The organism is Stenotrophomonas sp. YJH_SMC_8 (genome assembly GCF_059371315.1).
In genome coordinates this window covers 247882-270472 of the sequence record NZ_JCAFUL010000007.1, presented here as the reverse complement: position 1 = coordinate 270472, position 22591 = coordinate 247882, and the positions used below count along the sequence as shown (strand labels likewise).

Annotated in this window: 19 protein-coding genes; 12 read left to right on the top strand and 7 right to left on the bottom strand. The window is 68.3% G+C overall.

The window, feature by feature from the left end:
- Positions 1 to 465 precede the first annotated feature (465 nt).
- Entirely contained in the window at positions 466 to 1677 is a 1212-nt protein-coding gene (gene tyrS / locus AC5P88_RS11410) for a tyrosine--tRNA ligase (RefSeq protein WP_100437695.1), read from the bottom strand.
- 167 nt (positions 1678 to 1844) lie between these two features.
- Between tyrS and AC5P88_RS11405 the strand changes: the two genes are divergently transcribed.
- Both AC5P88_RS11405 and AC5P88_RS11400 read left to right on the top strand, forming a co-directional pair.
- The gene (locus tag AC5P88_RS11405; protein WP_049431060.1) at positions 1845 to 3317 is read left to right on the top strand and encodes a M23 family metallopeptidase; all 1473 of its coding nucleotides are present in this window, start codon (positions 1845 to 1847) and stop codon (positions 3315 to 3317) included.
- A gap of 65 nt (positions 3318 to 3382) precedes the next feature.
- Positions 3383 to 4510: an anhydro-N-acetylmuramic acid kinase gene (locus tag AC5P88_RS11400; RefSeq protein ID WP_495225066.1), complete on the top strand. Its 1128-nt coding sequence runs from the start codon at positions 3383 to 3385 to the stop codon at positions 4508 to 4510.
- A gap of 130 nt (positions 4511 to 4640) precedes the next feature.
- On the opposite strand, the gene AC5P88_RS11395 is transcribed toward AC5P88_RS11400, so the two are convergent.
- The 3 genes from AC5P88_RS11395 to AC5P88_RS11385 all read right to left on the bottom strand — a co-directional run bounded on the left by AC5P88_RS11395 (position 4641) and on the right by AC5P88_RS11385 (position 7050).
- Positions 4641 to 4871 carry a hypothetical protein gene (locus AC5P88_RS11395; RefSeq protein ID WP_005407775.1) on the bottom strand — a complete coding sequence of 77 codons (231 nt, stop codon included), beginning with the start codon at positions 4869 to 4871 and terminating at the stop codon, positions 4641 to 4643.
- A gap of 77 nt (positions 4872 to 4948) precedes the next feature.
- The gene (locus AC5P88_RS11390) at positions 4949 to 6253 is read right to left on the bottom strand and encodes an AmpG family muropeptide MFS transporter (RefSeq protein ID WP_495225065.1); all 1305 of its coding nucleotides are present in this window, start codon (positions 6251 to 6253) and stop codon (positions 4949 to 4951) included.
- On the bottom strand, positions 6250 to 7050 hold the full coding sequence (locus AC5P88_RS11385) for an exodeoxyribonuclease III (protein ID WP_005412008.1): 801 nt from the start codon (positions 7048 to 7050) through the stop codon (positions 6250 to 6252). Before AC5P88_RS11385 ends, AC5P88_RS11390 begins: the two co-directional genes overlap by 4 nt.
- Before the next feature lie 162 nt (positions 7051 to 7212).
- Here AC5P88_RS11385 and pyrE point away from each other — a divergent pair, with 162 nt between their 5' ends.
- The 8 genes from pyrE (at position 7213) to AC5P88_RS11345 (ending at position 16741) form a co-directional block, all read left to right on the top strand.
- A complete protein-coding gene (pyrE, locus tag AC5P88_RS11380; RefSeq protein WP_005407772.1) occupies positions 7213 to 7872 on the top strand; it encodes an orotate phosphoribosyltransferase in 660 nt (219 codons plus the stop codon).
- A gap of 18 nt (positions 7873 to 7890) precedes the next feature.
- Positions 7891 to 8553 (top strand): hypothetical protein, encoded by a 663-nt coding sequence (locus AC5P88_RS11375; protein ID WP_111203777.1) that lies wholly within the window; start codon positions 7891 to 7893, stop codon positions 8551 to 8553.
- Positions 8554 to 8805: 252 nt separating this feature from the next.
- Complete coding sequence (locus AC5P88_RS11370; RefSeq protein ID WP_005407770.1) at positions 8806 to 8898, top strand: potassium-transporting ATPase subunit F; 93 nt, start codon at positions 8806 to 8808, stop codon at positions 8896 to 8898.
- Between the two features lie 12 nt (positions 8899 to 8910).
- Positions 8911 to 10620: a potassium-transporting ATPase subunit KdpA gene (gene kdpA, locus AC5P88_RS11365; RefSeq protein ID WP_111203778.1), complete on the top strand. Its 1710-nt coding sequence runs from the start codon at positions 8911 to 8913 to the stop codon at positions 10618 to 10620.
- A 10-nt stretch (positions 10621 to 10630) separates the two neighbouring features.
- A complete protein-coding gene (kdpB, locus tag AC5P88_RS11360; protein ID WP_049432995.1) occupies positions 10631 to 12688 on the top strand; it encodes a potassium-transporting ATPase subunit KdpB in 2058 nt (685 codons plus the stop codon).
- A complete protein-coding gene (gene kdpC, locus AC5P88_RS11355; RefSeq protein ID WP_049431077.1) occupies positions 12685 to 13335 on the top strand; it encodes a potassium-transporting ATPase subunit KdpC in 651 nt (216 codons plus the stop codon). Before kdpB ends, kdpC begins: the two co-directional genes overlap by 4 nt.
- A gap of 51 nt (positions 13336 to 13386) precedes the next feature.
- Entirely contained in the window at positions 13387 to 16047 is a 2661-nt protein-coding gene (locus AC5P88_RS11350; RefSeq protein ID WP_495225064.1) for an ATP-binding protein, read from the top strand.
- Positions 16028 to 16741: a response regulator transcription factor gene (locus AC5P88_RS11345; protein WP_004153862.1), complete on the top strand. Its 714-nt coding sequence runs from the start codon at positions 16028 to 16030 to the stop codon at positions 16739 to 16741. The genes AC5P88_RS11350 and AC5P88_RS11345 overlap by 20 nt, the downstream gene beginning before the upstream one ends.
- A 128-nt stretch (positions 16742 to 16869) precedes the next feature.
- Here the strand turns inward: AC5P88_RS11345 and AC5P88_RS11340 are convergent, their stop codons facing one another.
- From AC5P88_RS11340 to coaBC, 3 genes are read right to left on the bottom strand one after another with little or no spacing between them, the layout of a single operon-like run.
- Positions 16870 to 19215: a phosphomannomutase/phosphoglucomutase gene (locus tag AC5P88_RS11340; RefSeq protein WP_106550844.1), complete on the bottom strand. Its 2346-nt coding sequence runs from the start codon at positions 19213 to 19215 to the stop codon at positions 16870 to 16872.
- Positions 19216 to 19227: 12 nt separating this feature from the next.
- Complete coding sequence (gene dut / locus AC5P88_RS11335; RefSeq protein ID WP_005411999.1) at positions 19228 to 19701, bottom strand: dUTP diphosphatase; 474 nt, start codon at positions 19699 to 19701, stop codon at positions 19228 to 19230.
- A complete protein-coding gene (coaBC, locus tag AC5P88_RS11330; RefSeq protein WP_495225063.1) occupies positions 19698 to 20960 on the bottom strand; it encodes a bifunctional phosphopantothenoylcysteine decarboxylase/phosphopantothenate--cysteine ligase CoaBC in 1263 nt (420 codons plus the stop codon). The genes dut and coaBC overlap by 4 nt, the downstream gene beginning before the upstream one ends.
- 228 nt (positions 20961 to 21188) lie before the next feature.
- Here coaBC and AC5P88_RS11325 point away from each other — a divergent pair, with 228 nt between their 5' ends.
- Positions 21189 to 21815 (top strand): response regulator, encoded by a 627-nt coding sequence (locus tag AC5P88_RS11325; RefSeq protein WP_106550842.1) that lies wholly within the window; start codon positions 21189 to 21191, stop codon positions 21813 to 21815.
- Between the two features lie 70 nt (positions 21816 to 21885).
- Positions 21886 to 22590 carry a RadC family protein gene (radC, locus tag AC5P88_RS11320; RefSeq protein ID WP_111205135.1) on the top strand — a complete coding sequence of 235 codons (705 nt, stop codon included), beginning with the start codon at positions 21886 to 21888 and terminating at the stop codon, positions 22588 to 22590.
- The last annotated feature ends 1 nt before the right edge of the window (position 22591 follow it).

Sequence of the window (22591 nt, the reverse complement as noted above, 5' to 3'; positions counted from 1 at the left end):
CGTATCGCTTGCTTTAAAACAATTAATAGTTGCTTGATCAAACGTCTGCAAGATGGACAATCATCCTTCCTGCAGGCGCCTTCACAAGATACCTGCGCATACTTTCAAAGATCAGGGGAAGTGGCCTCAGCGCCGTTCCCGTGTGCTGCGAAGTTTCCTTCGTAGCGAGCCGCCCATTATGCCAGACTTTTTCAGTCCGTCAACACCTTCGTTCGATCATCTCGTTCGGCGGTGGTGGGCGCCCTGTTGTCGCTGAAGCCCCTTGGTGGCGACCCCTGCGACGGGGGAGGAGAAGTATGTCCCCATTCGCATCATTTGTGAAGGGGGTGTGGCGATTTTTTTCACCGGATGTTGCATCCGTTCATGCGGCGCGCTGCGGTAGGTTCCCGCGAAGAGCAGCCAAGCGTGGGCTTGGCTCTACAAGAGCACAAGGAAGGGCCGGCTGGCGCCGGCCCTTCCTTTGTCTCAGGCAGCAACCAGGCGCACGCGGGCAAACGTACGCTTGCCGACCTGCAACAGGCCTTCGAAGCCCGGCTGCAGCACCTGCTGGCCATCTTCCACTACTTCGCCGTCCACCTTCACCGCGCGCTCCTTGAGCTTGCGGTTGGCTTCGGAGTTGCTCGGGGTCAGGCCGGCAGCGGTCAGCAGTGCAGCGATACGCAGGCCTTCGGCCGGGATCGCCACGTCCTGCAGCGGCAGCTGGGTGATGTCGCCCTGCCCGGTCACCGCCGCCTCCCAACCTGCAATGGCCTGCTCGGCCGCTGCTGCATCGTGGAAACGGGTCGCCAGTTCACGCGCCAGGCGCAGCTTGACCACGCGCGGGTTCAGGCCGCCATTGGCCACCTGCTCGCGCAGCTGCAGGGCTTCGGCCTGGCTGATGTCGAAGGACAGCAGTTCGATCCAGCGCCACATCAGGGTGTCGTCCACCTTCATGGTCTTGGTGACGATGTCGATGGCCGGCTCGCTGATACCAATGTAGTTGCCCAGCGACTTGGACATCTTGTTGACGCCGTCCAGGCCCTCCAGCAGCGGCATGGTCAGCACCACCTGCGGCTTCTGGCCGTGGTGTTCCTGCAGGCCGCGGCCCATCAGCAGGTTGAACTTCTGGTCGGTGCCACCCAGCTCGACGTCGGCCTCCAGGGCCACCGAGTCGTAGCCCTGCACCAGCGGGTACAGGAACTCATGGATGGCGATGGACTGCTGGGCGGCGTAGCGCTTGGCGAAGTCGTCGCGCTCCAGCATGCGTGCCACGGTGTGCTGGCCGGCCAGGCGGATCATGTCCGCCGCGCCCATCTTGCCGAACCATTCCGAGTTGAAGCGGACTTCGGTACGGCTGCGGTCCAGCACCTTGAACACCTGCTCCTCATAGGTGCGCGCGTTGGCCAGCACGTCCTCGCGGCTGAGCGGCTTGCGGGTAAGGCTCTTGCCGGACGGGTCGCCGATCATGCCGGTGAAGTCGCCGATCAGGAAAATGACCTGGTGGCCGAGGTCCTGGAACTGGCGCATCTTGTTCAGCAGCACCGTATGGCCCAGGTGCAGGTCGGGCGCGGTGGGGTCGAAGCCGGCCTTGATCCGCAGCGGGCGGCCTTCCTGCAGGCGCGCACGCAGATCCTCGAGCTTGAGGATCTCGTCGGCACCGCGGCCGATCAGGGCAAGGGCTTCTTCAATCGAGGACACGTGACTACTCCCGGCAACGCCGATTCTTGTGTGGGGTGTTAAAGCAAAGTTAACCCGATTGGCTTCACAAAAGCCAATGGGCACAAGGGTTTGACGCGGTTTTCTCAGGTGTCTATGGTAACCGGCGATCAGGCCCGCGCTCCCGGGCCGCCAGGAAAAAACCGCCGATGCACAATTCCGAACAAGGGCGCGCACGCAAGCAGCGCTTCCAGGAACGCCTCCACGTCCTGCACGACAACGCCCTGCATCGGAAGCTCAGGCAACATCTTCCCGCCGCCTTCAACGAGCGCTGGACCCGGCGCCATTGGATGCATGCCAGCCTGTTCGCGACCATCGGCGCCCTGGTGGCAACGATCGTCCCGGGCTTCTCGCACACCATCGACGCCCCCTTTGCCGACAGCCATACCAGTCTGGCGCTGCCGTTGCCGCCGCTGACCATGGCCCGCCAGCAGCAGGTACCCGGTGACAGCTGGCAGGTACTGCGCGTGGAACGCGGCCAGACCCTGAGCGATCTGTTCGACAAGGCCGGCATCCCGGCCACCACCCTGCACCGGGTGCTGGACCACCCGGGTGCGCGCGAGGCGCTGACCAAGCTGCGCCCGGGTGCCGAGATCGCCTTCGACATGCCGCTGTCCGGTGACCTGCGCAGCATCCGCTTCGACCGCGATGCCGACAACCGGGTGGAGCTGAGCCTGGCCGGTGATGACATCAAGGAGAAGGTGACCAAGCGCGAGACCTCCACGCGCACGGTGGTCACCAGTGGCGAGATCACCAGTTCGCTGTACGCCGCCGCGCGCCGCGCCGGGCTGTCGCCGTCGGCGATCGCGACGATGACCGACGACATCTTCAAGTACGACATCGACTTCTCCAAGGACCTGCAGCCGGGCGACCGCTTCAGCGTGGTAATGGACGAAACCTGGCGCGAAGGCGAGAAGGTGGACACCAGCAAGATCCTGGCGGCGACCTTCACCACCGGAGGCAAGACCTATTCCGGCTTCCGCTTCGACCGCAACGGCAAGTCCGAGTACTACGACATCAACGGCCGTTCGCTGAAGAAGAGCTTCATCCGCATGCCGATCCCGTTCGCGCGGCTGAGCTCGACCTTTGGTGCGCGCAAGCACCCGGTGCTGGGCAAGATGCGCATGCACAAGGGCGTGGACTACGCCGCGCGCACCGGCACCCCGATCATGGCCGCCGGCGACGCCCGCGTGCAGTTCGCCGGCGTGCAGCGTGGTTACGGCAACGTGGTGATCCTGGATCACGGCCGCGGCCACACCACCCTGTACGGGCACATGTCGCGCTTTGCGAACATCAAGACCGGCCAGCGTGTGGCCCAGGGCACGGTGATCGGCTATGTGGGCTCGACCGGCCTGGCCACCGGCCCGCACCTGCACTACGAATTCCGCGTCAACGGCGAGCACCGCAACCCGCTGACCGTGACCATGCCGCCGCCGGAGCCGTTGAAGGGCGCCGAGCTGGTCGCCTTCCGCGCGCAGACCGCGCCGGCGATGGCCCGCATCCAGGGCATGGAAAAGCTGATCTACGCCGATGCCAGCCCCGCGCCGACCAGCCGCGACGAGGCCGCCCCCGAGGTGGCCAGCGCCAAGGACAAGAGCAGCACCGGCCGCAAGCGCGGCTGAGCCCCTGCGTTGACGAAGAAGGACGCGGCAGCACAAGCTTGCCGCGTCCTTTTTTTATGCCTGCCATGAACACGACTGCCGACGCTGACGCCCCCCTGTACCTTGGCCTGATGTCGGGCACCAGCGCCGACGGCATCGATGCCGCGCTGGTGCAGTTCCCCGCCGGCGGAGGCTGCCGCTTCGTGCACGGCCTGACCGCCCGCTGGGAGCCGGTGCTGCGTGCGCGGCTGGTGGCGCTGGGCGAAGGTGGCCCGCTGGACTCGCTGGAGGAGCTGGGCGAGCTGGACGCCCGGATCGCGATCAACTTCGCCGGGGCCGCCAATCAGCTGCTGGCCGAGGCTGGCGTCGACCGCAGCCAGGTGCGCGCGATCGGCTCGCACGGGCAGACCGTGCGTCACCGCCCACTGGCCGAACCCGCCTTCACCGTGCAGCTGGGCGACGGCAACCGCATCGCCGAGTTGACCGGGATCACCACGGTGTCCGACTTCCGCCGCCGCGACGTGGCGGCCGGGGGCCATGGTGCGCCGCTGATGCCGGCCTTCCACCTGGCCATGCTGGGCACGGCCGACGAAGACCGTGCGGTGCTCAACCTGGGCGGCATCGCCAACCTGACCCTGATTCCGCGCGAAGGTGCAGTGCGTGGCTTCGATACCGGCCCGGCCAATGCGCTGATGGATGCCTGGTGCCAGCGCCACACCGGCCGAACCTTCGATGCCGACGGCGCATATGCCGCCAGTGGTGCGATGGACGAGAGCCTGCTGGCCGGCTGGCGCTCGGAGCCGTGGTTCGACCTGCCGCCGCCGAAGAGCACCGGCCGTGAGCAGTTCCACCTGGCCTGGGCCGAGGCGCACATGGCCGAAGGCCAGTACGCTGCGGCCGACGTGCAGGCGACCCTGCTGGAGCTGACCGTAGCAACGGTGGCCGATGCGCTGCTGGCACAGCAGCCGCAGACCCGCCGCCTGCTGGTCTGTGGCGGCGGCGTGCGCAACCGGCAGCTGATGAAGCGGCTGGCGGCGTGGCTGCCGGACGTGCAGGTGGAATCCAGCGCGGTGCACGGGCTGGACCCGGAGTACGTGGAAGCAATGGGCTTTGCATGGCTGGCGCAGCGGACGATGGACGGGCTGGCCGGCAACCTGCCGAGCGTGACCGGGGCCCAGGGGCCGCGGATCCTGGGTGCGATCCATCTGGCGTGAGGCAGTGCCATCCACGCATGGCGTGGATCTACCGAAGCGACGTTGTTGCGGTAGCGCCGGGCCATGCCCGGCGGAAGACGCGTCGATTGTTCCGGTAGCGCCGGGCCATGCCCGGCGAGTGGCGATCAGCTCAATCGAAGCCCTGCCCCGCGGGCAAGGCCTGCAGGGCAGCGATGGCATCGGAAAGGGCATCCACTTCCGGATCGCCGAAGCCGGAGCGGACTTCCAGCTCACTGCTGAACAGACCCTGCTCCAGCAAGGCGGCACAGGTCTGCTCATGGGTCCAGCCGCGGGCGACCGCGACGCGTTTGATACGTTCCAGCAGCAGCGGGTCCAGGTCCCGCAGCACAACGTCGGCCATGCTCACTTCCCCGTTCGCAAGGCACCGCCCCCTCGGCGCGTCCGGGCGATGATCCCGCAGACCGGGCGGGCAGGCAATCAGGCGACCGGCGGTGGCCCGCGATCGGCGATGCGCGGCCACAGCCACGCCAGCAGCAGCAGGGTCGGCACCACGGTGATCGAGCTGAGGATGAAGAACGTGCTGTAGGACGTGGCTTCCACGATGTAGCCCGACACGCCACCAACGAACTTGCCCGGCAGGTTGGCCAGCGACACCAGCAGCGCGTACTGGGTAGCGGTGAAGTTGCGGTCGGTCAGCGAGGACATGAAGGCCACCAGCACGGTGCCGGCAAAGCCCTGGAACAGGTTGTCGGCACTGAGCGCGGCATAGAAGGCCCACAGCTTGCCCGGGTTGTGCGCCATCAGCAGGAAGGCCAGGTTGGACAACGCCACGCCCAATGCGGCCACCAGCAGCATGCGGCGGAAGCCGAACGCGGCCACCGCGATGCCGCCCAGGAACGCGCCGCCGATGCCCATCCACACGCCGAACAGCTTGGAGACGGTGGCGATGTCGGCCTTGTCGAACCCCGAATCGAGGTAGAACGGACCGGCCATCACACCGATCACCTGATCGGGGAACTTGAACAGGCCGACAAAGGCCAGCAGTACCAGGGCCAGCGCCACGCCGTTACGGCTGAAGAAGCTGGAGATGGGCTGGATGAAGGCTTCGGCGATATCGATACGGCGCTGCACGGCCGTGGCCGGGCGCTCCGGTTCGGCGCACACCAGGGTGGTGACGATCGGCAGCAGCATCAGCGCGGCCATCGCCAGGTAGGCAACGATCCAGCCTTCGAACTGGGCCAGGTACAGCGCGCCGGCGCCGGCCAGGATCAGGCCGATCCGATAGCCCAGCGTATAGGTCGCCGCCAGCGCCGCCTGGGCCGCCTGTGGTGCGATCTCGATGCGGTAGGCATCGACTGCCGAATCCTGCGTGGCACCGGCGAACGAGGCCACCAGCACCCATGCCACCAGCGGCCAGACGCCCTGTTCGGGCCGCACGAAGGCCAGCGCGACCAGCCCGACCAGCACCAGCGCCTGCGATACCAGCAGCCACGAACGACGGCGGCCGAGCCCACCCAGCAGCGGGAACGCATAGCGGTCCAGCAGCGGCGCCCACAGGAACTTCAGCAGGTAGAAGAAGCTGGCTAGGCTGATCAGGCCGATGCTGCCCAGGTCCAGGCCGACATCACGCAGGCGCGTGGACAGGGTCTGCGAGGCGATCAGCAGGAACGGTAGGCCGCTGCCGAAGCCGAGCATGGCCATGGTCAGCGCCGACGGGGTACCGAAGGCGCGCTTGATGCCTGCCCAGCCCTTGTAGCTGGCCGGCGTGGCCGCCTCGGTCACAGGTCGTAGTCCACGGTGAACGGAGCGTGGTCGGAGAAGCGCTCGTCGCGGTAGATCGAGCAGCTGCGCAGGCGGTCACGCAGGCCCGGGGTGATGAACTGGTAGTCGATGCGCCAACCGACGTTGTTGGCACGGGCGGCACCGCGGTTGCTCCACCAGGTGTAGTCCTCGCCGGTGGGGTTGAGCAGGCGGTAGGCATCGGCCCAGCCGCGGCCGGCGGCGACATCGGTGGCCTGGCCGTGGTCGGCGCAGAGGGCGTTGAGCCAGTCGCGCTCTTCCGGCAGGCAGCCGGAATTCTTCTGGTTGGACTTCCAGTTCTTGATGTCCAGCGCCGAACGCACGATGTTCCAGTCGCCGCACAGCACGTAGTCGCGGCCGCTGCGCGCCCACTCTTCAAGGATCGGCCGCAGCCACTCCATCACTTCGAACTTGAAGCCCTGGCGCAGGTCGCCGGAGCTGCCGGACGGGATGTAGAAGGAGACCACGCTGAGGTTGCCGTAGCGTGCCTCGATGTAGCGGCCTTCGTCGTCGAACGGGGCCCAGCCCAGCGAGGTGATGACCTGGTCCGGCTCGCGCTTGCTGTAGATCGCCACGCCGCTGTAGCCCTTCTTGGTGATGGCGTCGCGGTAGAAGCAGTGGTGGCCGTCCGGGCGGAACATCGGGTCGGTCAGCTGGTCTTCCTGGGCCTTGGTTTCCTGGATGCACAGGACGTCGGCATCCTGGGCACGGAACCAGTCGAGGAAGCCCTTGGTCGCGGCGGAACGGATGCCATTGGCGTTGAAACTGATGATGCGCATGCGGAAGACCTACGGCGGGAAACCGGGCAAGCATACCGGTTGACCGCGGGGCTGCGCAGTCCGCCGGGTGGGCCCGCTAACGCCTTCACACGGGGCCGGACGAGCGCGAAAAGCCCAGCTGGATTAGGATTTGTGCTCCAAATGAATATGAATCGAGTTTTGATGAGCGACCACCGCCACCGTTTCCTGCAGCTGGCCCTGACCGCCGATGCCCTGCGCTTCGGCCAGTTCACCCTCAAGTCCGGCCGGCTGAGCCCCTATTTCTTCAACGCCGGGCGCTTCGACTCCGGCTCGCTGCTGTCCCAGCTTGGCGCCTGCTACGCCGATGCCATCGATGCCAGCGGAATCAAGTACGACGTGGTGTTCGGCCCGGCCTACAAGGGCATCCCGCTGGCCACCGCGATGGCCTGTGAGCTGGCCCAGCGTGGCCGCGACCTGCCGCTGTCGTTCAACCGCAAGGAGGCCAAGGACCACGGCGAAGGCGGCCAGCTGATCGGCGCCGACATGCAGGGCAAGCGCGTGCTGATCGTCGACGACGTGATCACCGCCGGTACCGCGATCCGCGAAGCGCTGGGCATCATCCGCGCCGCCGGTGGCACCCCGGCCGGCATCGTGGTGGCGCTGGACCGCCAGGAGATCGCGTCGGAGACCGACCGCCGCTCGGCGGCGCAATCGGTGGCCGAAGAGGCCGGTATCCCGGTGATCGCCGTGGCGTCGCTGGCCGACCTGCTTGATTTCGCCTCCGGCAACCCGGAACTTGTGGGTTACCGGCAGCCGCTGGAAGCCTACCGGGCCCAGTACGGCGTTCGTTCGATCCGCTGACCGACCAGGGGAAAGGTCATGTCCCGAGTTCCTGCTGTCCTCTTCGCCGGCCTGCTGCTGGCCGTGCCGTTCACCGTACCTGCGCAGTCGCGCGACAGCGGCAAGGCGGAAAAGAAGCTGTACTGCTGGAACGAGGGCAAGGAGCGGATCTGCAGTGATTCGCTGCCGGCCGACGCGGTCAACCATGCCCGCGAGGAATTCAATGCGAGCACGGGCCTGCGCAATGCGCAGGTCCAGCGCGCGTTGACCGACGAGGAGCGTGCCGCTGCCAGCACCGCTGCGCAGCAGCAACAGCTGGACCAGATGGCCGAGCAGACCCGCCAGCGCACCGAGCAGGCCATGCTGTCCACCTACGGCAGCGAGGCCGACCTGCGCCGGGTGTTTGCCGAGCGCCAGGAAGTGCTGGACAACAACCTGAAGACAGCCGAGTACAACGTCACCAGCCTGCGTGAGTCGCTGGTGGCGCTGCTGTCGGCGGCGGGAGACCGCGAGCTGGCCGGCGGCAAGGTGGTCGACAAGCAGGCCGAGGCGATCCGCAAGCGGCATGCGCAGCTGCAGGCGCAGCAGCGCCTGCAGGCCGGGCTCGTGCAGCAGCAGCAGGCGTTGAAGGCCGAGATCGACAGCACCCTGCAGCGCTATCGCGAGCTGAAGGGGCTGGTGCCTGCGAGCCAGGCGCCTTGATTCGCCTGTAGAGCCGAGCCCATGCTCGGCTTTACAGAAGCGGGTTGTCGCGCGGCCTCGGCCGATCGGTGCGCCATCCACGCATGGCGTGGATCTACCGGGGTAGCCTAGGCCCCGGGCCCGGTTACGGGTTGGCCCACGGAATTTATGCACTTTTTACGCGTCGGCCCGGTCCGGCGCGTAGTGCGTTTATGGGGGGCAGGACGACGATGGCGGCCTGAGGTGGAGGGGTTCCACCAGGACGCTATTGCAATGTCCCCCTGGCTGTCGTTGTTGTGTGGCGTGCTGGTGCTGGTCGCCGCCGCCTATCTCCTTTATGTCGTGCTGCGGCCCGAGTCGTTCTGAGCGGAGCCTGCCATGACTGAGATGCTTGTGATTATTGCCGCCAGCCTGCTGCTGGCGTGGCCACTGGGCCTGTACCTGGCGCGGGTGATGCGCGGCACGCCGATGAAGGTCGACGTGCTGTTCAACTGGATCGAAAAGCCGTTGTACAAGGTGTTCGGCGTCGATCCGTCACGCGCGATGTCCTGGCGCGGCTATGTGCTGGCCTTCGTGCTGAGCAACGTGGTGATCGCGGTGCTGACCCAGGCGGTGTTCATGACCCAGGCCTGGTTGCCGTTGAACCCGGACCAGATCCCGAACATGCGTTGGGACACCGCGCTGCACACGATGATCTCGTTCCTGACCAACACCAACCAGCAGCACTATTCGGGCCAGGCGCAGCTGTCCTACCTCTCGCAGATGACCGGCATCACCGGCCTGCAGGTGGTGACGCCGATGATGGGCCTGGCGCTGGCGGTGGCCACGCTGCGCGCGTTGTTCTCGCGTGCGCCGCAGGCTGCAGCGGCCAACGGGACCGGCGATGACCGCCAGGTCGCGGTCGGCAACTACTACGTGGACGTGGTGCGCCTGTGCGTGCGCTTCCTGCTGCCGCTGTGCCTGGTGTGGACGCTGGTGCTGACCAGCCAGGGCGTGCCCTCGACGATGGCCGGCGGGCCGCAGGCTGCGCCGATCGATGCCAGCGCCGGCATGGCCCAGCAGAAACTGCCGCTGGGCCCAGTCGCGGCGATGGTCGCGGCCAAGCAGCTGGGCGCCAACGGCGGCGGCTGGTATGGCCCGAACAGCAGCTTCCCGCTGGAAAACCCGACGCCGCTGTCGAACGCGCTGGAAATCGTCGGCATCCTGCTGGTGCCGATGGCGGTGATCTTCATGATTGGTGCGTTCACCGGCCGGCGCCGGTTTGGCGCGCTGGTGTTCAGCTGCATGCTGGGCATGTCGCTGCTGTCCACCGGCGCGATGGTGTGGAGCGAGGCCCATAGCGCCAGCGCCGCCACGCCGCTGCTGATGGAAGGCAAGGAGGTGCGCTTCGGCGCCGATGGCACCGCGCTGTGGGCGGCGGTGACCACCCAGGTCTCCAACGGCTCGGTCAACGGCATGCACGATTCGCTGGCGCCGCTCAGTGGCGGCATCGCGATGGTCAACATGCTGGTCAGCGCGATCTGGGGCGGCATCGGCTGCGGCCTGCAGCAGTTCATCGTCTACCTGCTGCTGGGCGTGTTCCTGGCCGGCCTGATGACCGGGCGTACGCCGGAGCTGTTCGGCCGCAAGCTGGAGACGCCGCAGGTACGCCTGTTGGCCCTGCTGGTGCTGCTGCAGCCGATCACCCTGCTGGTGTTCACCGCCATCACCCTGGCCGTGCCCGGTCTGGCCGGCACGTCCAATCCTGGCTTCCATGGCATCAGCCAGGTGTTCTACGAGTACGTGTCGGCCTATGCCAACAACGGTTCGGGCTTCGAAGGGCTGGGTGACGCCACGCTGTGGTGGAACCTGAGCTGCTCGCTGGTGCTGCTGCTGGGCCGCTTCCCGCTGCTGATCATCCCGCTGGTGGTGGCTGCACAGCTGGCTGCCAAGCGCCAGGCGCCGGAGTCTGCCGGCAGCCTGCAGATCGAAACGCCGACCTTCGCCCTGACCCTGGTCTCGGTGATCGTCATCCTGACCGTGCTGCAGTTCATGCCGGCGCTGGTACTCGGCCCGATCGCCGACCACCTGAGCCTGGGACTGCACTGAGGACACCGCAATGAGTACCCACGCAAGTTCAACCCGTAGTTCCCTCGCACCGCGCCCTGCCCTGCTGGATGCAGCAGGCCTGCGCCGTGCACTGGTCGAGGCGGTGCTGAAGCTGTCGCCGAAGCATCTGGTGCGCAGCCCGGTGATGGCGGTGGTGATGGCCGGCACGATCGTTGCCGCGATCGTCACCCTGACCGGCAATGCACCGCTGGGCTTCGGCCTGGCGGTGACCGCGATCCTGCTGGTGACCGTGCTGTTCGGCAATTTCGCCGAAGCCGTGGCCGAAGCACGTGGCCGTGGCCAGGCCGCATCGCTGCGCCGCGCCCGCCAGGATCTGGTGGCGCGCCGCCTAGCCGCGCCACAGCCAGGTGCCGCGGAAACCCAGCTGCCGGCCGCCGAGCTGCGCCCGGGCGACCATGTGATCGTCAGTGCCGGTGAACTGGTGCCGGCCGATGGCGAGATCGTGCAGGGCCTGGCGACCATCAACGAAGCGGCCGTGACCGGCGAATCGGCACCGGTCCTGCGCGAGGCTGGCACCGACCGTTCCGGCGTGATCGGTGGCACCAAGGTGCTGTCCGACCAGATCATCGTGCGGGTGACCGCCGAGCCGGGCCACAGCTTCCTGGACCGGATGATCGCGCTGGTGGAAGGTGCCAACCGGCAGAAGACCCCGAACGAGATCGCGCTGACCCTGCTGCTGGCGGCGATGACGCTGACCTTCCTGGTGGTGGTGGCAACGCTGCCGGCCATTGGCGCGGCGGTAGGCGTGCAGGTCGATCCGCTGCTGCTGATCGCGCTGCTGGTGTGCCTGATCCCGACCACCATCGGCGGCCTGCTGCCGGCCATCGGCATCGCCGGCATGAACCGTGCGCTGGCCGCCAACGTGCTGGCCAAGTCGGGCAAGGCGGTGGAAGTGGCGGGCGACGTGGACGTGCTGCTGCTCGACAAGACCGGCACCATCACCTACGGCGATCGCCAGGCCAGCCACTTCCACCCGTTGGCCGGTATCGACGCCAGCCAGCTGCGTGAAGCGGCGCTGTTGTCCTCGCTGGCCGACCCGACTCCGGAAGGCAAGTCGATCGTGCGCCTGGCGCGCGAACAGGGGTGCGCCACCGCCGAACCGGACCATGCCGACTACCTGGCCTTCACTGCCCAGACCCGCATGTCCGGCGTCGACCTGGAACATGGGCGGCAGATCCGCAAGGGCGCCGCCGATGCGATCCGTGCCCACGTGGAGGCGCTGGGCGGCAACGTGCCTGCGGAACTTGCAGGTCGCGTCGAGCAGGTGGCACGCAACGGCGCCACCCCGCTGGTGGTGGCCGAGGGGCGACACGTGCTGGGCGTGATCGAGCTGTCGGACGTGGTCAAGCACGGCATGCGCGAGAAGTTCGCGCAGCTGCGGGCGATGGGCATCCGCACGGTGATGATCACCGGTGACAACCCGCTGACCGCCGCCGCCATCGCTGCCGAGGCCGGCGTCGACGACTACATCGCCGAGGCGCGACCGGAAGACAAGTTGGCGCGCATCCGCCAGGAGCAGGCCGGTGGCCGCCTGGTGGCGATGGTGGGCGACGGCACCAACGACGCGCCGGCGCTGGCCCAGGCCGACATCGGCCTGGCAATGAACTCCGGCACGCAGGCGGCGAAGGAGGCCGGCAACATGGTCGACCTCGATTCGGACCCGGCCAAGCTGCTGGCGGTGGTGGAAGTGGGCAAGCAGCAGCTGATCACCCGCGGCGCACTGACCACCTTCTCGCTGGCCAACGACGTCTCCAAGTACTTCGCGATCCTGCCGGCGCTGTTTGCCGCTGCGGTTCCGACCATGGCCGCACTGAACGTGATGCAGCTGTCGAGCCCGCGCAACGCGGTGCTGGCGGCGCTGATCTTCAACGCCCTGGTGATTCCCGCACTGATCCCGCTCGCCCTGCGTGGCGTGCGCTTCCGCCCGGCCACCGCGACGGCGCTGCTGCGCCGGAACATGCTGGTCTACGGCCTCGGCGGCGTGTTGCTGCCGTTCGCGGCGATCAAGCTGATCGACCTTCTTCTTGTCCTGGTATTCGGCGCATGAACCGTTCTGCTTCCACTTCGTCTTCCCTGTCCCGTGAACCAAAGGCCGAGGCCCGCGTGGCCAGCCTGCAGGATGACGCCCGCTGGCGTCCGGCGATCGGCCTGGGCCTGGCCACCCTGCTGCTGGCCGGTGCGGTCTACGCCGGCATTGCAACCGGCTTTGCCGGCCTGGCATTCCCGGGACAGGCCGAAGGCAGCCTGCTGCGCGATGACAGTGGCCAGGTGCGCGGCTCGGTATGGCTGGCGCAGCCGTTCACCGGTGATGGCTACTTCCAGGCACGGCCGTCGGCCGCCAACTACGATCCGATGGCGGCCGCCGGTTCCAACATGGCGCGCAGCAACCCCGCGCTGGCCGAGCGCGTCGCCGCCAGCACCGCTGCGGTGGCTGCACGGGAAGGTGTCGCGCCAGCGCAGGTTCCGGCTGACCTGGTCACCCAGTCCGGCGGCGGTCTCGATCCGCAGTTGTCGCCGGCCGCCGCACAGCTGCAGGTGGCGCGCGTGGCGCGTGCGCGAGGCCTGCCAGTGGAACGCGTGCAGGCGCTGGTGCAGGCGCATACCGAAGGCCGCCAGTGGGGCCTGTTCGGGCAGCCGCGGGTAAACGTGGTGACCTTGAACTTCGCGCTGGACCATGCAGCCAAGGCACCGTGATGCCGGCCTGCACCGGCTGCGCGCACAATGGCAGCCATGACAGCGGCTCCCATGACTGATGCGCGTACCCGCCAGGCCGATGCCCTGGTCGAAGGCCTGCAACGCGAAGCTGGCGGCAAGCTGACCGTGTTCCTCGGCGCGGCGCCGGGCGTGGGCAAGACCTACGCCATGCTGACCCGCGCGCAGGAACAGCTGCGCCGCGGCGTCGACCTGGTGGTCGGGCTGGTGGAAACCCATGGCCGCGCCGATACCCAGGCGCTGCTGGAGGGGCTGCCGCAGCTACCGCTGAAGGACGTGGCCTACCACGGCCATGCCCTGCAGGAGATGGACCTGGATGCCGTGCTCGCACGGCATCCAGCGCTGGTGCTGGTGGACGAACTGGCCCATCGCAATGCACCGGGCAGCCGCCACGAGCGGCGCTGGCAGGATGTGATGGAGCTGCTGGACGCCGGCATCGACGTCTGGACCACGGTCAACATCCAGCATCTGGAAAGCCTCAATGATGTGGTGATGCGCATCACCGGCGTGCGGGTCAGCGAGACCGTGCCCGATGTCGTGCTCGACCGCCTGCACGACATCGTGCTGGTTGACCTGCCGCCGCGCGAGCTGATCGCGCGCCTGCAGCAGGGCAAGGTCTATGTGCCGGAGCAGGCCGCGCAGGCGCTGCAGGCGTTCTTCTCGCCGGCGAACCTGACCGCGCTGCGTGAACTGGCCATGCAGGAGGCCGCCGACCGCGTCGACAGCAGCCTGCGCGAAGCACGCGCTGCCCGTGGCGAGAGCAACCTGCCACTGCGCCGCGGCGTGCTGGTGGCGATCGACGGCGGCGGCCAGAGTGAATACCTGGTGCGCGTGGCGCGACGCATCGCCGAACGCCGGGACGCACCGTGGACCGTGGTGACCGTACAGGGCCGCCGCCAGGACGAGGCGACCCGGCGCGAGATCGATGCTGCGTTCGCCCTGGCACGGCGGCTGGGCGGCGACGCTGAGCTGTTGCACGGCTCGAGCATCGCCGACGCCCTGCTCGACCACGCCGCGCACAACGGCGTGTCGACCCTGGTGTTGGGGCGGACCCGCGAACGTCCGCTGGCGCGGATGTTCAACCGAACGTTGACCCAGCAGCTGATCCAGCGCGGCGCGCATTACGAGATCACCATCATCAGCACCCCGCAGGCCCGTGCGCGCTCGCGCCGCGAGGGCCTGCTGCCGCCGGTACGCGGCATCAGCTACGAACCGGCGCAGGCGCTGATCGCCACCGCGCTGGCTTGTGCGGTGGCATGGCTGGCCGAACGCTGGGTGGGCATGGCCGACCTGTCAATGGTGTTCATCGTGGCGGTGGTGCTGGTGGCCGCGCGCACGCGCGCCAGCGTGGCGGTGATGGCAGCGATCCTGTGCTTCCTCGCCTACAACTTCCTGTTCATCGCTCCGCGCTTCACCTTCGCCATCGGTGCACGCCAGGGCGTGATCACCGTGTTCCTGTTCCTGGCCGCCGCACTGGTCGCCGGGCGCCTGGCCTCGCGCCTGCGCATGCAGGTGATCGCGCTGCGTGCGGCCAACCGCCATGCGCGTGCGCGCCAGCAGTTGGGACGGCAGCTGGCCAGCGCGGCCGGCAATGGTGAAGTGGCGCAGGCCGGGCGCCTGGCGCTGGAACAGGCGATGGACGTTCCTTCGTGGCTGCGGATCGGCGCCGACACTGCATCCGGTGGCCGTTCGCAGCCGGGCGATACCGATCTGGCCGCGGCCGACTGGGCCCTGCGCCACGGCCAGCCCAGCGGCCGCTTCACCGATACCCTGGCCGGTGCGCAGTGGTGGTTCCTGCCGCTGCTGGATGGCGAAGACCGCGCCATCGGCGTGGCCGGCCTGTACCTGCCCGGCGCGCAGGCGCGCCTGCTGCCCGAGCAGCGGCAGCTGGCCGAGGCGATGGTCGACGACATCGCGCAGGCCGCGCTGCGCACCCGGCTGGTGGCCGAACTGGAGCAGGCGCACGTCAGCAACGAGACCGAGCGGCTGCGCTCGGCCCTGCTCTCTTCGGTGTCGCACGACCTGCGCTCGCCGCTGGCGGCGATGATCGGCTCCGCCGACAGCCTCGCCAGCTATGGCGCGGCGATGGACACGACGGATCGACGCGCCCTGCTGGACACCATCCTGGTCGAAGGCGAACGCCTGGACCGTTACATCCAGAACCTGCTGGACATGACCCGGCTTGGCCACGAAGGGCTGAAGATCAATCGCGACTGGATCGGCGTGGACGAACTGATCGGCTCGGCGGCGCGGCGCCTGCAGCGCTACCAGCCGAAGGTGCGGCTGGAGCTGGACATCCCAGCCACGCTGGCACCGATCTGGGTGCACCCGGCGCTGGTCGAACAGGCGGTGTTCAACGTGATGGAGAACGCGGCCAAGTTCTCGCCGCCCGACGCCGCCGTGCAGGTGCTGGCGCGCGAGCTGGACGGCCAGCTGCGCATCGACGTGATCGATGCCGGGCCCGGCATTCCCGACGACGAGCGCGCACGCATCTTCGACATGTTCTACAGCGTCGAGCGCGGCGACCGTGGCCGCCACGGTACCGGCCTGGGCCTGACCATCTGCCAGGGCATGATCGGTGCGCATGGCGGCAGCGTGCAGGCGCTGCCCGGACGCGACGGTCGCGGTACCCTGATCCGCATCACCCTGCCCCTGCTCAAGCCAGCCTCCCACGATGAGCCCGACTCCGATTGATGCCAGCGTGCCGGCCGCGCGCGTGCTGGTGATCGATGATGAAACCCAGATCCGCCGTTTCCTGGACATCAGCCTGCGCGCGCAGGGCTACCAGGTGCGGCAGGCGGCGACCGGCCAGGAAGGCCTGCAGCTGGCCGCCAGCGAGGACATGGACCTGGTGATCCTGGACATCGGCCTGCCGGACATGGAAGGCCACGAGGTGCTGGAGCAGCTGCGGCAATGGAGCCAGGTGCCGGTGATCATGCTGACCGTGCGGGCGGGCGAAGCCGAGAAGGTGCGGGCGCTGGACACCGGCGCCAATGACTACGTGACCAAGCCGTTCGGCACACAGGAACTGATGGCACGGGTGCGCGCGCTGCTGCGTACGCGCAGCGTGCCCAGCGATGGCACACCGCCGGTGTTCGACGACGGCCATCTGCACGTGGACCTGGTGCGCCGCGAAGTCGCCCTCGATGGCGAGCCGGTGGCGCTGACCCGCAAGGAATACGCGCTGCTGTCACTGCTGCTGCGCAACGCGGGGCGCGTGGTGACCCAGCCGCAGATCCTGCAGGAAATCTGGGGCCCGACCCACCAGCACGATACCCATTACCTGCGCATCCTGGTCGGCAAGCTGCGGCACAAGCTGGGCGATTCGGCGCTGGATTCGCGCTACCTGTTCACCGAACCGGGCGTGGGGTTGCGGTTCAAGGGGTAGATCCACGCCATGCGTGGATGCCGTCGATCCAGAGCGTCGGGTCAGAGCCCGTTGCGCGGCAACGGGATCCGACCCCGTGTCGACCAAGGTCGACACCCACCAGGAGCCGGGCGCAGCCCGGCCCCAGCTCAGAACCCCAGCGGGGTGTCGCCCAGCACCGGCTGCAGCTGGCTGCGGAACAGCGCCTGGATGCGCTCCAGTGCCGCCTCGTCGTTGCCCTCGAAACGCAGCACCAGCACCGGCGTGGTGTTGGACGCGCGCACCAGGCCCCAGCCATCGGGGAAGTCCACGCGCAGGCCGTCGATGGTCGACAGGCGGCCACCCACGTACGGGTTGTCCGGCGACTGTGCCGCCGCCACCAGCATCGCCACCAGCGCGTGCGGCGTACCTTCGGCCACCGGCACCTTCAGTTCCGGCGTCGCCACCATCTCCGGCAGCTCGGCCAGTACCTCGTCCGGGGTTTCCTCGCGCTGGGCCAGGATCTCCAGCAGTCGCGCGGCAGCATACAGGCCGTCGTCGAAACCGAACCAGCGTTCCTTGAAGAAGAAGTGGCCGCTCATCTCGCCGGCCAGCTCGGCATCGGTCTCGCGCATCTTCGCCTTCATCAGCGAGTGCCCGGTCTTCCACATCAGCGGACTGCCACCATTGCGCAGCACGTGGTCGGACAGCTTGCCGGTGCACTTCACGTCGTAGATCACCATTGCGCCGGGATTGCGCATCAGCACATCGGCGGCAAACAGCATCAGCAGGCGGTCGGCATAGATGATCCTGCCTTCTCCGGTGACCACGCCCAGGCGGTCGCCGTCGCCATCGAAGGCCACGCCGAGGTCGGCGCCGAAGCGCTTGACCGTCTGCACCAGGTCTTCCAGGTTGGCCGGTTCGCTGGGGTCGGGGTGATGGTTGGGGAAGGTACCGTCGACATCGCAGTACAGCGGAATGACTTCGGCGCCGATGGCTTCCAGCAGCTGAGGTGCGAGCGCACCGGCGACGCCGTTGCCGGCATCGGCCACGACCTTCAACGGGCGGTCCAGCTGCACGTCATCAGCGATGCGCTGGATGTAGTCGGCACCCACATCGCGCTGCTGGTAATCGCCCGGCTCGGCCGCCTGCACCAGGCGACCCTCGACGATGCGCTGGTAGAGATCGGTGATGGCATCGCCGGACAGCGTCTCGCCGCCGATGACCACCTTGAACCCGTTGTACTCGGGCGGGTTGTGGCTGCCGGTGACCGCCACGCAGGTGCCGGTACGCAGGTGGAAGGCGGCGTAATAGACGACCGGGGTCGGTGCCAGGCCGATGTCGATCACCGCGCAACCGGTGCGACGCAGGCCCTCGGCCAATCCCGCAGCCAGTTCCGGGCCGGACAGGCGGCCATCACGGCCGATCACCACCTCGCGCAGGCCCTGTTCCAGCGCCGCGGTACCGATGGCCTGGCCGATCAGCGCGGCGGTCTTCGGCGTCAGTTCGCTGCCGACCACGCCACGGATGTCATAGGCGCGGAAGATGCCGGCGGCCAGTTCCCCGGCCGGGACCGGCGGTGGCGGCGGCGGTGCACTTTCCTCGGCGCTGGTGGCGGCCACCGGCGGCGGCGCCATCTGCAGGCTCTCGCTCAGGGTAGGACCGTGATCGGCTTCGGCCGCAGCGGCGCGACGCGGCAGCGGCAGGGTCTTCGGCAAGCGGCCGCGACCGACCACCAGCAACACGGCGACAAAAGCCAGCAGCAGCGCGACGATGGCACTGGCCAGCGAGCCCAGGCCCAGAGGACCGGCTTCGACATTGGGTACGGCAGCCACCAGCCGCAACGGCGTGCCCGGAACCGGGCGCGCCAGCGCTTCGGCGCTCTCGGCCAGGCCGGCGTCGCCCTGGGCAACGAGGTCATGCGCGCCTTGGCGCAGGCCGAGGAACCCGGTGGACGGTGCGCTCACCTGGTCCAGCGGCGAGGTCAGCCGCAGCAATGGCTGGCGCACGTAGAGCACTGCCGGGCCCAGGCTGCCCAGCTGCACCGGTGCCGCCAGACCAAGACGATTGCCACCCGCATCGCGCACCACGCGCAGGCCCGGCTTGCCCTCGGCCAGCGCTTCTTCCAGCAGGGCCAGGCGTGCATAGCCGAAGGTGGCCGGGTCGGCATAGGCCGTGGCCAGATCGGCGCCCAGCACTTCAACCTGCTCCACCCCGGTCCAGCTCTCACGTACGGCCAGCGCTGCCGCGGCGGCGTCGCCGGCCTGCAGTGCCTGCTGCACGCGTTCGTTCTTCAACTGCTGCTGCAGCTGCTTCAGCTGGCCGGCAGCCGCCTCCTGCAGCCCCTGCACGGCCTGGTCACGCGCTTCTTCCAGCGCCTGGCCATTGGCTTCCTGCCGCCATTGCTGCACCGCGCTCCATCCGAACCAGCCGGCAAGCAGGACCAGCAGCACCCCCAGTAGTGGCGCACTGCGTCCCAACGACCGTTCCCGCTGCCCTTCCCCGATGCCGCTCATCAATGCCCCCCGTCAACGCACCCCGGTATGGCCGAATCCACCCGTTCCCCGCACGCTGTCGGTGAAAGTATCCACCACCTGCAGGCTGACGCGGGCAATCGGCACGACCACCAACTGCGCGATGCGATCGCCCGGCTCGATGGTGAAGGCCTCGCGGCCACGGTTCCAGACGCTGATCAGCAACGGGCCCTGGTAATCGGCGTCGATCAGGCCGGTGCCGTTGCCGAGCACGATGCCGTGGCGGTGACCCAGACCGGAACGCGGCAGGATCACCGCGCACAGGTGCGGATCAGCGATATGGATGGCCAGGCCGCTGGGCACCAGCGCGGTGTCGCCCGGCTGCAGGGTCAGCGCGGTATCCAGCGCGGCGCGCAGGTCCATGCCGGCGCTGGCTTCGGTGGCGTAGGCGGGCAGCGGCCAGCTGTCGCCGAAGCGCGGATCGAGCAGCTTGACCTGCAGCGGTTGGGAAGTGAAAGCCTGGGTCATGCCTGGAGTCTCCGCGCGATCAGCGCCAGCAGTTGTTCGGCCAGCTCGCGCTTGGAGGTGGCCGGGAATACCTGTTCACCGTCCTGCCAGTAGGCAGTGGCGGCATTGTTGTCGCTCTCGAAGCCGGCGCCGCTGATGCCGACCTGGTTGGCGATCACCAGGTCCAGGCGCTTGTCGACCAGCTTGCCACGCGCATATTTCTCCACGTCGTGTGTTTCGGCGGCGAAGCCGACCACCAGCTTCAACGACTGCGTCTGTGCAGCGACCTCGGCGAGGATGTCCGGCGTGCGCACCAGCTCGATCACCAGCGACTGGCTGTCGGCGGTCTTCTTCAGCTTCTGCGCGGCCACCTGGCGCGGGGTGTAGTCGGACACCGCGGCGGCACCGATATAGATGTCGGCCGGCAGCGACTTCAGCACGGCATCGCGCATCTGCGCGGCCGAGCGCACGTCCACGCGCTGCACACCGGGCGGCGTCGGCAGCTGCACCGGGCCGCTGACCAGCACGACCTGCGCACCCATCGACGCGGCCGCAGCGGCCAGCGCGAAGCCCATCTTGCCGCTGCTGCGATTGCCGACGTAACGCACCGGATCGATGTCTTCATAGGTCGGGCCGGCACTGATCAGCAGGCGCAGGCCCTGCAGCGCGCGGGTTTCCGCTGCGGCAACCACCGCTGCGGCACTGCCATTGGCGGCCAGCGCGGCGACGATGTCGCCCGGTTCGGCCAGACGGCCGGGACCGGATTCGCCCTCGGCCAGCGGACCATCGACCGGGCCGATCACCTGCGCACCGCGCTGGCGCAGCAGGGCGATGTTGGCCTGGGTGGCCGGATGCAGCCACATGCGGTGGTTCATCGCCGGGCAGATCGTCAGCGGCGCGGTACTGGCCAGGCACAGGGTGCTGACCAGGTCATCGGCGTGGCCCTGGGCCAGCCGGGCAAGCAGATCGGCGGTACCCGGGGCGACCACGATGCGGTCGGCCCAGCGGGCCAGCTCGATGTGGCCCATGGCCTGTTCGGCGGCACTGTCCCATAGCGTGGTGCGGGTGGGCTGCCCGGACAGGGCCTGGAAACTGAGCGGAGTGACGAACTGCTGTGCTCCGGCGGTCATCGCCACCTGCACCTGGGCACCGGCGTCGCGCAGGCGCCGCACCAGCTCCAGGGCCTTGTAGGCCGCGATCCCGCCTCCGACGCACAACAGCAGTTTCTGACCTTCCAGCGCGCGGGCCGGCGCGGGGGAAGCGTTGGGGGAGTCAGCCACCTGGAATTCCTGTGCAAACGAGGGCGCTAGCTTACCCGATGGTCGGTAATGTCCCGGTGCACGGTGCACATAGCGGGCGGCTATCAGCAGATGGATTCCGCCCAGGTTGCCAGGGAATCCAGCCGGCATCGATTTCGGACCTTTCTTATACCTCTGCGGGCCGGTGCTTTTGCAGAATCAGGCCTTGGCTGCCGCACAGGGTGGCCTGTTCGATCTCCGAGGAGCTACGTGCACCCACGCATCATCATCGCCGACGACCACCCCGTGGTCCTGCACGGCATCCGCATCGTGCTGCAGACCCACCTGATGGACATTGTCGGCAGCGCCCGTGACGGCGCCGAGCTGCTGCAGCTGGTCGACCATCACCCATGCGATGCCGTGCTGACCGACCTGTCGATGCCGGGCACCGGCCCGGATGGCCCGGAACTGATCGATGCGCTGCACACCCGCTACCCCGGGCTTCCGGTGGTCGTGCTGACCGGCGCGCGCCATCCCGGGCTGCTCGATGGCCTGCTGCGCGAGGGCGTCAGCGGCCTGGTCGACAAATGCGCCGATTTCTCCGAACTGCCGCAGGCACTGAACGCAGCGCTTGTCGGCCAGGTGTTCGTCTCCCAGCAGCTGCGCCACCATCTGCAGGCCCGCGATCTGCTGTTCCCGCGCGAACCGACGCCGCTGTCGGCGCGCGAGCAGGAAGTGCTGGACCTGCTGGCGGCCGGCCTCAGCGTGAACGCCGTGGCCGCACGGTGTGGGCGCAGCCCGAAGACGATCAGCCGGCAGAAAGCCGAAGCCAAGCGCAAGCTGGGCCTGCAGACCAACCAGGAGCTGTTCGACTACCTGCAGACCCGGCGCGGCTGAGGCAACCTCCGACCCCAGTCCGCGGCGTGCCCTGATGGGAGCCACCGCAAAGTCTGGCGATGATGGGGCCATGCCCATCCATGACTGGCCCGAACAGGAACGCCCCCGCGAGAAGTTGATTGCGCGCGGGCCCACGGCACTTTCCGACGCCGAACTGCTGGCGCTGTTTCTCGGCTCCGGGTTCGGTGGCCGCGATGCCGTGCAGACCGCGCGCGACCTGCTGCAGGCGCACGGCCCGCTGCGGGTGCTGCTCGACCGCCCCGCCTCCGAACTGGCCCGCCTGCCCGGGCTCGGCCCGGCGCGCAGTTGCACGCTGGCGGCCGGGCTGGAGCTGGCCCATCGCTATCTGGCGGCCGAGCTGGAACACGGCGAGGCGGTAGGCAACAACCCGGCGGCGGTCGGCCGCTACCTGCAGCACCGGCTGCGTGGCCAGGCCCGCGAGGTCTTCATGGCCCTGTTCCTGGACAACCGCCACCGCCTGATAGCCTGTGAAGAGCTGTTCCACGGCACCATCAACGCTGCCCCGGTCTACCCCCGCGAAGTGGTGCGGCGCGCCCTGCTGCACAACGCGGCGGCGGTGATCCTCAGCCACAACCACCCGTCCGGCGACCCGGAACCCTCCAGCGCCGATACCCGCATCACCGACGAACTGCAGCAGGCGCTGGCAATGGTGGACGTGCGCCTGCTGGACCACTTCGTGGTCGGCGAGGGCCGTCCCGTTTCGTTTGCTGAACGAGGCCTGCTGGCCCAACTCCAGCCCCGCCTGTTCGGTTGAG